This window comes from Paraburkholderia aspalathi, assembly GCF_900116445.1.
Lineage (GTDB): Bacteria > Pseudomonadota > Gammaproteobacteria > Burkholderiales > Burkholderiaceae > Paraburkholderia > Paraburkholderia aspalathi.
In genome coordinates this window covers 84,626-96,652 of record NZ_FPBH01000008.1, presented here as the reverse complement: position 1 = coordinate 96,652, position 12,027 = coordinate 84,626, and the positions used below count along the sequence as shown (strand labels likewise).

The following is a 12,027-nucleotide window of genomic DNA, read 5'->3' as shown; positions in this document are numbered from 1 at the left end:
GGCCGTCCCATGTTTTCCGCTCCGCGGGAAGTCCCCCGCTCCGAAGGAAGCCCCTTCAAGGATTGGAGGATCGCCCCATTGGCGGGTGTCGCAAAGCGACACGTTTGAGGGCACTCAGCGGCCGTGCGCATCAAGTCGCGCAATGGCAAACGCCGGCCCCTGCCGGCGTTGGATGATGGACCCGAAGGTCCATCGACTCAAGTTGGAGATTGCTATGGCCGCTATAGCCGCGGCGTAGCGCACGGCAGTGCAGCTGGACGACTCAGCCATTCCACGCAGCTAAGTGCCGCAATCAAGCGACGCGCTTCACCGAGGATTGGCCAGCGACCGCGCCGCTGGAAAGAAAGCGTTCGCGAATCGACTTGGCGATGCCCGCTGCGTCCAGACCGCAGGCGGCGAGCAACTTGGCCGGATCCCCATGATCGATGAAGCGATCCGGAAGGCCCAATTGTAGTACGGGCCGGATAACCCCACTCTCGAGCAGGGCTTCGACACACGCCGATCCCGCGCCGCCCATCACGCAGCCTTCTTCCACCGTGACGATGGCATCGTGCGTTTCGGCCAACTGACGGACCAGTTCGGCGTCCAGCGGCTTCACGAAGCGCATGTTCGCCACCGTGGCGTCCAGTTGCTCAGCGGCCGCCAGCGAAGGCGCAACCATCGTGCCGAATGCCAGAATTGCAATCCGCTTGCCGGCCGGTTGCGACGTTTCGCGACGGATCTCGCCTTTGCCGAGCGGCAGCGCCGTCATTTGCTTGACCGTTGCCACGCCCGTGCCGGCGCCGCGCGGATAGCGCACCGCCGTCGGGTTCGGTTGCTGCAATGCTGTGTACAGCATCTGACGGCATTCGTTTTCGTCCGACGCAGCCATCACCGTCATGTTCGGGATGCAGCGCATGAACGCCAGATCGTAGGCGCCCGCGTGCGTGGCGCCGTCCGCGCCGACCAGACCCGCACGGTCGATGGCGAACACCACCGGCAGGTTCTGCAGCGCGACGTCGTGGATCAGCTGGTCATAAGCACGTTGCAGGAAGGTCGAGTAAATCGCGACCACCGGCTTCATGCCGTCGGCAGCCAGGCCGCCGGCGAACGTCACTGCGTGCTGCTCGGCGATGCCGACGTCGAAGTAACGATCCGGGAAGCGCTTCTCGAACTCGACCATGCCCGAGCCTTCACGCATGGCCGGCGTAATGCCGACCACGCGCGCGTCCAGCTCGGCAGCGTCGCACAGCCATTCGCCGAACACCTGCGTGTACGTCTTTTTCGACGGCGTGGTGGCGGGCTTGATGCCCTCAGCGGGATTGAACTTGCCCGGGCCGTGATACAGCACCGGATCGGCCTCAGCCAGCTTGTAGCCCTGGCCCTTCTTCGTGACCACGTGCAGGAATTGCGGACCGCGCAGTTCCTTGATGTTCTGCAGCGTCGGGATCAGCGAATCGAGGTCGTGACCGTCGATCGGGCCGATGTAGTTGAAACCGAACTCTTCGAACAGCGTGGCCGGCACGATCATGCCCTTCGCGTGCTCTTCGAGCTTGCGGGCCAGGTCGAGCATAGGCGGCGCGACACGCAGCACACGTTCGACGCCCGCACGCGCGGCGGCGTAGAAGCGGCCCGACATCAGGCGCGCCAGATGGCGATTCAGCGCGCCGACCGGCGGCGAAATCGACATATCGTTATCGTTCAGAATGACCAGCAGCGGCACGTCGTCTTCGACGCCGGCGTTGTTCATCGCTTCGAAGGCCATGCCGGCCGTCATCGCGCCGTCGCCGATCACGGCGATGCCCATGCGGTTCTCGCCCTGCAGCTTGCTGGCAACGGCCATGCCGAGCGCGGCCGAGATCGACGTGCTGGAGTGCGCGGTGCCGAACGTGTCGTATTCCGACTCGTCGCGCTTCGGGAAGCCCGAGATGCCGCCGAGCTGACGCAGCGTGTGCATCTTGTCGCGGCGGCCCGTGAGGATCTTGTGCGGGTAGGTTTGATGGCCGACATCCCACACGATCCGGTCGCGCGGCGTGTCGAACACATAGTGCAGAGCAATGGTCAACTCGACCGTGCCGAGGTTGGACGAAAGATGGCCGCCCGTCTGCGATACGCTGTCGAGCACGAAGGCACGCAACTCGTCGGCAAGCGGTTGCAATTGGCGGCGATCGAGGCGGCGCAAGGCTGCCGGGTCGTCGATAGTTTTCAGCAAGTCGTACATCGTCGTTCCATTGTAGGAAAACTTACGCGCCCGCACTTCATACATGCACCCCGTAGCAAAGGTGCGCGGCGGCGGGCTTTCGCGTTCAGCTGACCCGGTTCACCACCAGGTCGGCCAATTCGGCAAGACGCTGCGCGCGCGCACCAAACGGCGCAATCGCAGCGTGGGCGTCGCTGCGCAGTTGCGCTGCGAGCGCACGCGACGCATCTAGCCCAATAATCGACACGTAGGTCGGCTTGCCGTCCTTCGCGTCTTTACCTGCTGTCTTACCAAGCGTTGCGGAATCGGTCGTGACGTCGAGAATATCGTCGACGACCTGAAACGCGAGGCCTACGGCGGCCGCATATGCGTCGAGCGAACGCATGGCGTCCGCATTCGGCGTTTCGCCCGCCAGCGCGCCCATGCGCACCGCGGCACGCAACAAGGCGCCGGTTTTCATCCGGTGCATGGTTTCGAGTTGCGGGCGCGTCAGCGTATGACCGACGCTCGCGAGATCGATAGCCTGGCCGCCGCACATGCCGACCGAGCCGCTCGCCAGGGCCAGTTCACGCACCAGCGCGGCCTGCTGCGCCGGCGCCAGCACGTCCGACGTCAACGCAACGAACGCCTGCGCTTGCAGCGCGTCGCCGACCAGCAGCGCCGTGGCTTCGTCATACTTGACGTGTACTGTGGGCTTGCCGCGACGCAGTGCGTCGTCGTCCATGCAGGGCATGTCGTCGTGCACGAGCGAGTACACGTGGATCATTTCCAGCGCCGCCGCGGCCGCGTCCAGGCACTCGGCGCGCGCGCCGGTCAGTTCGCCGGCCGCGTGGCACAGCAGCGGGCGCACCCGCTTGCCACCGCCCAGCACGGCGTAGCGCATGGCTTCATGCAGTTTGGCCGGCTCAGTCGCTTCCGTGGGCAGGTAGTGTTCTAGTGCCGATTCGACACGTTCGAGTACCGAGCGTGTCCATTGTTCGAATGTCATAGGTCGTCCCCGCTTTCAGTAGCGGCTGTGCCTGCGCTATTCATAGGCAGCGGCTTCAGCGTCTCGCCATCGAGCACGCGCACCTGTTGCTCGACCTTCTCGAGCTGCTGCTGGCAAAACGCGACGAGCGCCGCACCGCGCCGGTAGGCGGTGAGCGATTCCTCGAGGCTGAGATTGCCGCCTTCCATGCGCGCCACCAACCCTTCCAGCTCAGCCTGGGCGGCCTCGTAGTTCTCGGGCAACGGCGTGGTATCGACGCCTTCAGCAGGCGCGGCAGCAGTATCTTTCGACGCGGTCTTCGCCATGAATAGTCGCAAAATTAAAACAAGTCGGACATTCTACGGCAAAAGCGACATTTCCGATCCCATCGCCAGCCCGCGCCCCGCCTTTGCCCTTCGCGCCCGCCTCTCAGTCTCGCAGAAAAAAAACGATTGGTCTGCGGCGAAAACCTTGAACTTCCTTGACATTTTTGACCCAAATCAGGCACTTAAGCGCCCCGAGGAGGGGGAATCGGGTATAATCGCGGGCTCCCTAAATCGAATCTATCGATGGTTGGGTTGTTCACTGCTTTCACGTCTTCACGGGAGTGGGAATGTCCAATCTGAGCAATGCATTGCAGTTGCGGTCTGTCCACAGCCAGCTGCCAGTCACGGCTTACTTTGACGAAGCGCTTCTAACGCGCGAAATCGACACCCTTTTCAAGAAAGGTCCTCGCTACATCGGCCACGATCTCATGGTGCCCGAAGCGGGAAATTATTTTGCTCTGCCCAGCGAGAGCGAAGGGCGTGTGCTCGTCCGTAACCAGCAGTCGCAAGTCGAACTGCTGTCGAACGTCTGCCGCCACCGGCAAGCCATCATGCTCAACGGCCGCGGCCAGACGGAGAACATCGTCTGTCCCCTGCATCGCTGGACGTACGACCTGAATGGCCAGCTCCTCGGTGCACCTCATTTTGCGGATAACCCCTGCCTGAATCTCGGCGCCACGCCGCTGCAGAACTGGCAAGGCCTGCTGTTCGAAGCACAGGGGCGCGACGTCGCGCGGGATCTGGCGCGCCTCGGCACCAAACAACACTTCGATTTTTCGGGCTTCATGTTCGATCACGTCGAAGTGCACGAGTGCAATTACAACTGGAAGACCTTCATCGAGGTCTATCTGGAGGACTACCACGTCGCGCCGTTCCATCCGGGCCTTGGCAGCTTCGTCAATTGCGACGATCTGACGTGGGAGTTCGGCGAGTGGTACAGCGTGCAGACGGTCGGCGTCCACAAGGATCTGGAGCAGCCGGGCAGCCCGACGTACCGCAAATGGCACGACGAGGTGCTGCGCTTCCGCGGCGGCAATCCGCCCGATTTCGGCGCGATCTGGATGGTGTACTACCCCGGCATCATGATCGAGTGGTATCCGCACGTGCTGGTCGTGTCGTGGCTGATTCCGCGCGGTCCGCAGAAAACCACCAATGTGGTGGAGTTCTATTACCCTGAAGAAATCGCGCTGTTCGAACGCGAGTTCGTCGAAGCCGAGCGCGCCGCCTATATGGAAACGGCCCGCGAAGACGACGAGATCGCCGAACGCATGGACGCCGGCCGCCGCGCGCTGATGGAACGCGGCGAATCGCAGGTCGGCCCGTATCAGAGCCCGATGGAAGATGGCATGCAGCACTTCCACGAGTTCCTGCGGCGAGAACTCGGCGCGATCTGATTCGCGCGGTCCGCATCAAAACATGGAAGACGGGCTTCGGCCCGTCTTTTTTTGTTTAGACTATCAGTATCGTTCGGCCATTCGCTAACGGCCTCAAGCCGCCGCGTAAGCGCCGTAACCATCTTGCATGGGACTGGAGACGTCATGCCCCACACTCACTACACCACACTCATTTCCGCGACAAACCTCGCGGAACGGCTGGCCGCCGCGCCGGGCAGCGTGTTCGTCATCGATTGCCGTTTCGATCTGGCGGACACCGAGGCAGGCGAAAAGGCCTATCTGGCCGGACACTTGCCGGGCGCGCATTATTTGAACCTCGATCGTGATCTGTCGGGGCCGAAGAACGGCCACAATGGCCGCCATCCATTGCCGGATCGTGCACGGCTGGTGGAGACGCTGGAGTCACGCGGGCTCAAGCAGGGTCAGCAAGTGGTCGCATATGACGCACAGGGCGGCATGTACGCCGCGCGCGCATGGTGGCTGTTGCGCTGGCTCGGTCACGATGCAGTGGCGCTGCTCGACGGCGGGCTGCAAGCCTGGGAGGCGGCCGGTAAGCCGCTGACGCAGGACGCCCCGGCACAAAACACGGGTGACTTCAAAGCGGGTGCGCCGCTTTCGGTTACCGTCGACGCCCAGACCGTCGAGCGCAACCTCGGTACGAAAGAACGCGTCGTGGTCGATGCACGCGCGAACGATCGCTATCGCGGTGAGAATGAAACGCTGGATCGCGTCGGCGGCCATATTCCTGGCGCGCTCAACCGGTTCTTCAAGGACAACCTCACCGCCGACGGCCGCTACAAGCCGGCACACACGCTGCGCGAGGAATTCCATGCGTTGCTGGGCGACACGTCGCCGGAACACGTCGTGCTGCAATGCGGCTCGGGCGTGACAGCGTGCGTGAATGCGCTCGCGATGGAGATCGCCGGTATGCACGGCGCGGCGCTGTACGCGGGATCGTGGAGCGAATGGAGTTCTGATCCGAAGCGGCCGGTTGCAACGGGTCCGAATCCTTAAGCAGCCCGTCAAGCAGGACGATTAGTATTAGGCCGTGGCCGCTTTCCAGCGGCCACGGCCTTTTTGCATCCTTCTAGCCGAGCGCATCGGCACGCCGTTATGGCGCGTCAACCGACGGTATCGAACTGGCGCCCTCAGGCGACTCCGTGCTGCTTGAACCACACCAGCACACGTCGCCAGCCATCCTCGGCATCGGCTTTCTTGTAACTCGGCCGGTAATCCGCGAAAAAGGCGTGGCCCGCGTCGTCGTACACGACGAATTGCGAGCCGCGCCCCGCCTGCGGGCCCTGCGCGATGGCCTGTTTCATCTGTTCGAGCGTGTCTTGCGGAATGCTTTGATCTTGCAAGCCGTATAGACCCAGAACCGGCGCGTGCAACTGCGCCACTTCATCGAGCGGATTGGCCGGGGTCATCGCGGTTTTCTGGCCTGTTACGCGTCCGTACCAAGCCACGCCCGCCTTCAGCCGCGGATTGTGTTCGGCATATAGCCACGCAATCCGCCCGCCCCAGCAGAAGCCGTTCACACCCAGCAGGTTCAGATCGCCGCCGTGTTCGCCCGCCCAGGCGACAGTTGCGTCGAGATCGCCCAGAACCTGGTCGTCCGGCACCTTGCTGACCAGTTGCTCGTTGAGTTGCTGCATGCTCGTGTAAACAGTCGGATCGCCCTGCCGCTCGTACAGGTTCGGCGCGATCGCCAGATAACCCTGTTTGGCGAAACGCCGGCACACGTCGGCGATATGCTCGTGCACGCCGAAAATCTCATGCACGACGATAATCACCGGCAAGTGCGTCTTGCCCTTCGGCTGCGCGCGATAGGCCGGCACGAGCGTATCGCCCGACCGCACGCCAATCTCGCCGGCTTCAAGGCCGTCGCTATCGGTATGGATGGTTTGCGCCGACACTGGCATCACGGCCGCGGCGAAACCAGTGCCGAGCGCGGCTTTAATGAAGGTGCGTCGATTGAAGGGAACGTGCGGGACCAGGCTGTCGATATCGGGTTTCAGCATGCGGCGCTCCTCGTGTGAAGGTTGGAGGCAACAGGATACGCTTCACCCGCATCCTGTTGCAGATGCAACCTTCTAAGCGCAGTCAGCCTTCAGTGCAGCTTGACCCGCGGCAGCGTGGTGCGCCGCAACCAGTGCGCGAAGGTGTCGAGCACCATCCGCGCGTAGCCGTGCAGCGCCGCGATATGCAGCCGGTACAGTGACATGTACATGAAGCGCGCGAACAGCCCTTCAATCAGCATATTGCCGCCGATCACGCCGCCCATCAGATTGCCAACCGCGCTGAAGTGCCCGAGCGACACCAGCGAACCAAAGTCGCGATAGGTAAACTCAGGCAGCGGCTTATTCTCGAGCCGTGCCGCAAGCGCCTTCAACAGGAAGCTCGCCTGCTGGTGAGCCGCTTGCGCACGCGGCGGCACGTTGCGTTCGTTGCCCGGCCATGGGCAAGCCGCACAATCGCCGAGCGCGAAGATGTTGTCGTCGACTTCAGTTTGCAGCGTGCGGCGCACGATGAGTTGCCCCAGACGGTTGACCGGCAGGCCGTCCAGTTCACTCAGGATGGCGGGCGCCTTGATGCCCGCCGCCCATACCGTCAGATCGGCGCGCACAGTTTTGCCGCTGGCCGTGCGGATCATGCCGGGCGCGACCTCGGCCACGGTCTCGCCGATCATCAGCCTCACGCCGAGCTTCGTGAGCAATTCGGCGGTGGCCGTCGACACCCGCTCCTGCAAGGCCGGCAAAATGCGCGGCCCCGCCTCGATCAGCACGATGCCGACGTCGTGCCGCGGATCGAGCTTATGCAAACCGTACGCGGACAACACCTGGGCCGTATTGCGCAACTCCGCCGAGAGTTCGACGCCCGTCGCGCCGCCGCCGACGATCGCCACCTGGATGCGCGGCTCAGTAGAGGTCGACGACGTGCCCGGGCCCGATTCGACCGGTTCATGCACCTGGTGCTCCGCGCGCATACAGGCCGCGATCAGGCGTTTGCGGAAGCGCTCCGCCTGGCTGACCGTGTCGAGCGCGAGAGAGAACTCCGACGCGCCTTTCACGCCGAAGAACGCCGTGGTGCTGCCGATCGCGATGATCAGCGTGTCGTATTCGAGTTCGCGTGCGGGCAGCAATTCGGCGCCGTCGTCGTCGAGCACGGTACCGAGCGTGAGACGCTTGTTCGCGCGGTCCAGACCGGTCAGATCGCCCTGCTGGAACTCAAAGCCGTGCCAGCGCGCCTGCGCCGCATATTCGAGTTCCTGGGTGAACGGGTCCATGCTGCCGGCTGCCACTTCATGCAGCAGCGGCTTCCAGATATGGGTCGGATTACGGTCGACGAGCGTCACTTGCGCGTGCACGCCGCCCTTGTTCTTGTGGGGTGCATAGCGGTCGCCCAGGCGCGTCGCCAGTTCCAGTCCCCCCGCACCCCCGCCAACGACGATAAAACGATGCATTGAACTCTCCGTATTTGCCGATGGGTTATGCGTCGCGACGGCACGCCTGAAGCATGAAACGCGCGCCGTCTGTCCTGGCGATTGTCCGCGAGCGGCACGGGTTGTCACAAGCCATCAATACACATATGTGACATGCGCGCGACGATATCGCCTATCGCACGCGCCGTCACATGCACGTCAATGCGCTTCTTCCCAATTCAGGCCGGCGCCCACTTCGGCGACCAGCGGCACTTTCAGCGCGGCGACACCGCACATCAGTTCCGGCAAGCGCTTACGTACATCGGACAATTCCGCGTCCGGCACTTCGAGGATCAGTTCGTCGTGCACCTGCATGATCATGCGCGTTCCGACCTTCGATTCTTCGATCCACTTCTGCACCGCGATCATCGACAGCTTGATCAGATCGGCGGCCGTGCCTTGCATCGGTGCGTTAATGGCCGCGCGCTCTGCAGCCTGACGGCGCGGGCCGTTGCCGCCGTTGATCTCCGGCAGCCACAGGCGGCGGCCGAACGCCGTTTCCACGTAGCCCTTGGACTTCGCGCTCAGACGCGTTTCGTCCATATAACGCGCAACGCCCGGATAACGCGCGAAGTAGCGGTCGATATACAGCTTGGCCGCGTCACGCGTAATGCCGAGGTTCGCGGCGAGACCGAACGCGCTCATGCCGTAGATCAGTCCGAAGTTGATGACCTTCGCTACGCGCCGTTGATCGTTCGACACTTCGAGCGGCGTCACGCTGAAAATCTCCGCTGCAGTGGCGCGGTGAATGTCTTCGCCCTGCGAAAACGCACGCAGCAGGGATTCGTCGCCGGAAATGTGCGCCATGATGCGCAATTCGATCTGCGAGTAGTCGGCAGAGACGAGCTTGTGGCCCGGCGGTGCGATAAACGCCTCGCGAATGCGCCGCCCTTCGCCGGTGCGCACGGGGATGTTCTGCAGGTTCGGATCGTTCGACGCCAGCCGGCCCGTGACCGCCACCGCCTGCGCATAGTTCGTATGCACACGACCGGTCTCGGCGTTGACCATGCGCGGCAGCTTGTCCGTGTAGGTCGATTTCAGCTTCGACAAACCGCGATGCTCGAGCAGGATCTTCGGCAGCGGATAGTCTTCGGCCAGCTTTTGCAGCACTTCTTCGTCGGTGGACGGCGCGCCGCTCGGAGTCTTCTTGACCACCGGCAATTCGAGCTTCTCGAAGAAAATCTGACCAATCTGCTTCGGTGAACCAAGATTGAATTCGCCGCCGGCCAACACGTACGCTTCGCTTTCCAGCTGAATCAGACGCGTGGCGATTTCACTGCTTTGCGCGCGCAGCTTTTCGGCGTCGATCAGCACGCCGGTGCGCTCCATCTTGCGCAAAACGCGCGAGGTCGGCACTTCGATGTCGCGATACACGTAGTCGAGCGTCTTCTCCGCGGCCACTTGCGGATACAAGGCCTGATGCAGACGCAAGGTGATGTCGGCGTCTTCCGCCGCGTATTCGGCGGCCGTTTCCAGCGCGACTTCGTCGAAGCCGATCTGCGACGCGCCCTTGCCCGCCACCTCTTCATACTTGATCGTCTTGATGCCGAGATGGCGCAGCGCGAGGCTGTCCATGTCATGCGTACGGTGCGATTCGAGCACGTACGATTCCAGCAGCGTGTCGTGTTCGACGCCGCGCATTTCGATGCCGTAGTTCGCCAGCACCTGTTCGTCGTACTTCATGTGCTGGCCGACCTTCTTGTGGTCGGCGCTTTCCAGCCACGGCTTGAGCTTCGCGAGGACTTCATCGCGCGGCAGTTGCACGGGTGCGTCCGGACCGCGATGCGCGACCGGCACATAAGCGGCATAACCAGGCTCGACCGAGAACGACAAGCCCACGATTTGCGCGGTCATCGGGTCGAGCGAGGTGGTTTCGGTATCGAACGCAGTCAACTCAGCGGCGTTGATCTTCTCAAGCCACGCGTCGAGCTGCTCCCAGGTCTGCACGGTGTCGTAGTGACGTTCGTGATCCACGGTGAGCGCCGGCGGCACATCGGTCTCGGGACCTTCCACGACTTCCGCGACTTCCACCTCACGCAGCCAGGTCTTAAAGCCGTTGCGCGTGAACACGTCGCGCAGTTCTTCGCGCGATTCCGGCCGGCTTTCCAGGCTTTCTTCGATCGACACGATATGACCGGTCAGATCGCATTGGCGCTCGACGGTGACGAGTTTCTTCGCCATCGGCAGAAAATCGAGCGCACGTCGCAGATTGTCTCCTACCGCACCTTTGATCTCGTCCGCATGTGCGACGATGCCGTCGAGGGTTTCGTACTGCGTCAGCCATTTGATCGCCGTTTTCGGCCCGCATTTTTCGACGCCGGGCACGTTGTCGACGGTATCGCCGATCAACGACAGGTAGTCGATGATGCGCTCCGGCGGCACGCCGAATTTGGCGATCACGCCTTCGCGGTCGAGCTTCTCATTAGTCATCGTATTGATGAGGGTGACATGATCCGACACGAGCTGCGCCAGATCCTTGTCCCCAGTCGACACGATCACATTCATGCCGCGCTTTTCCGCCTCGGTGCTGAGCGTGCCGATCACGTCGTCAGCTTCGACGCCTTCGATCATCAGGAGCGGCCAGCCGAGCGCGCGCACGGCGACGTGAATCGGCTCGATCTGACGCGCGAGATCCTCGGGCATCGACGGACGATTCGCCTTATAGTCGGCATACCAGTCGTCGCGAAACGTTTTGCCCTTGGCGTCGAACACGCACGCGCTATACTCTGCAGTAACTTCCTTGCGCATGCGCCGCAGCATGTTGATCATCCCATAGAGCGCACCCGTCGGGCCACCCTCGGGTCCGCGCAGATCAGGCATCGCATGGTAGGCCCGGTACAGATAACTCGAACCGTCGACCAATAGCAGGGTCTTACCTTCAAGGCTTCGTTCTTCAGGCATTATGACTAAGAGAAAAGTGATTCCGAGTCTGCGATCACTCGCAGATCAAGAGCGCGCTACGGCTAAGAAGGCCCGCGCATCGTGGCAGATGTTCACGATTATGGCAGAGTTTATCGAGGCGACCGAGTACCTCTCGGAGATTCGTCCGGCTGTCAGCATCTATGGTTCAGCGCGCCTGAAACCGAACTCGCCGTATTACAAACTCGCCACGCAAATCGCGCGCAAGCTGTCGGACGCCGGCTTCGCGGTCATCTCGGGCGGCGGCCCCGGCATCATGGAGGCGGCCAACAAGGGCGCCCATGCAGGCAAAGCCCCTTCGGTCGGCCTGAACATCGAACTGCCGCACGAGCAATCGGGCAATCAATGGCAGGACATCTCGCTGCGCTTCCGCCATTTCTTCACGCGCAAGGTCACGTTCGTGAAGAACTCGGATGCAGTGATCGTCATGCCGGGCGGTTTCGGCACGCTGGACGAGCTCGCCGAAGTCCTCACGCTGATTCAAACCAAGAAGTCGCGCCACGTGCCGATCATTCTGGTGGGCGGCGAGTTCTGGGAAGGCCTGCTTGCGTGGTTCAAGAACTCACTCACGCCGATGGGCCTGATCAATCCGACGGATATGGACTTGATGCAGGTGATCGACGATCCGGACCAGGTGCTCGAAGCCGTGTTGAAGTTTTATGAAGACCGCGAAGAAACCGAACCGCATCCGGCCAAGTCGGATGAAGACCGGATGTTCTATCTGTGATGCTGGAGCTTCGCGCCCCGTGCGCGAAGTCGGC

General features: G+C 62.5%; 9 protein-coding genes. 3 read left to right on the top strand and 6 right to left on the bottom strand.

Annotated features, from left to right (window positions below; all coding sequences use genetic code 11):
- Positions 1 to 292: 292 nt before the first annotated feature.
- The 3 genes from dxs to BM438_RS14875 form a co-directional block, all read right to left on the bottom strand.
- Complete coding sequence (dxs, locus tag BM438_RS14885) at positions 293 to 2,200, bottom strand: 1-deoxy-D-xylulose-5-phosphate synthase (protein ID WP_093634999.1); 1,908 nt, start codon at positions 2,198 to 2,200, stop codon at positions 293 to 295.
- Positions 2,201 to 2,285: 85 nt separating this feature from the next.
- On the bottom strand, positions 2,286 to 3,167 hold the full coding sequence (locus tag BM438_RS14880) for a polyprenyl synthetase family protein (protein ID WP_093634998.1): 882 nt from the start codon (positions 3,165 to 3,167) through the stop codon (positions 2,286 to 2,288).
- Positions 3,164 to 3,472 carry an exodeoxyribonuclease VII small subunit gene (locus BM438_RS14875; RefSeq protein WP_054034828.1) on the bottom strand — a complete coding sequence of 103 codons (309 nt, stop codon included), beginning with the start codon at positions 3,470 to 3,472 and terminating at the stop codon, positions 3,164 to 3,166. The genes BM438_RS14880 and BM438_RS14875 overlap by 4 nt, the downstream gene beginning before the upstream one ends.
- A gap of 287 nt (positions 3,473 to 3,759) precedes the next feature.
- Between BM438_RS14875 and BM438_RS14870 the strand changes: the two genes are divergently transcribed.
- Together BM438_RS14870 and BM438_RS14865 are read left to right on the top strand one after the other, a co-directional pair.
- Positions 3,760 to 4,866: an aromatic ring-hydroxylating oxygenase subunit alpha gene (locus BM438_RS14870; RefSeq protein ID WP_093634997.1), complete on the top strand. Its 1,107-nt coding sequence runs from the start codon at positions 3,760 to 3,762 to the stop codon at positions 4,864 to 4,866.
- Between the two features lie 144 nt (positions 4,867 to 5,010).
- Complete coding sequence (locus tag BM438_RS14865) at positions 5,011 to 5,880, top strand: sulfurtransferase (protein WP_093634996.1); 870 nt, start codon at positions 5,011 to 5,013, stop codon at positions 5,878 to 5,880.
- 134 nt (positions 5,881 to 6,014) lie between these two features.
- Here the strand turns inward: BM438_RS14865 and BM438_RS14860 are convergent, their stop codons facing one another.
- From BM438_RS14860 to polA, 3 genes are all read right to left on the bottom strand, one after another.
- Positions 6,015 to 6,887, bottom strand: a complete 873-nt coding sequence (locus tag BM438_RS14860; protein ID WP_093634995.1) for a dienelactone hydrolase family protein — start codon at positions 6,885 to 6,887, stop codon at positions 6,015 to 6,017.
- Positions 6,888 to 6,976: 89 nt separating this feature from the next.
- On the bottom strand, positions 6,977 to 8,329 hold the full coding sequence (locus BM438_RS14855) for an NAD(P)/FAD-dependent oxidoreductase (protein ID WP_093634994.1): 1,353 nt from the start codon (positions 8,327 to 8,329) through the stop codon (positions 6,977 to 6,979).
- A 177-nt stretch (positions 8,330 to 8,506) separates the two neighbouring features.
- Positions 8,507 to 11,248, bottom strand: a complete 2,742-nt coding sequence (gene polA, locus BM438_RS14850; protein ID WP_093634993.1) for a DNA polymerase I — start codon at positions 11,246 to 11,248, stop codon at positions 8,507 to 8,509.
- 1 nt (position 11,249) lies between these two features.
- Between polA and BM438_RS14845 the strand changes: the two genes are divergently transcribed.
- A complete protein-coding gene (locus BM438_RS14845) occupies positions 11,250 to 11,993 on the top strand; it encodes an LOG family protein (RefSeq protein WP_093634992.1) in 744 nt (247 codons plus the stop codon).
- Positions 11,994 to 12,027 lie beyond the last annotated feature (34 nt).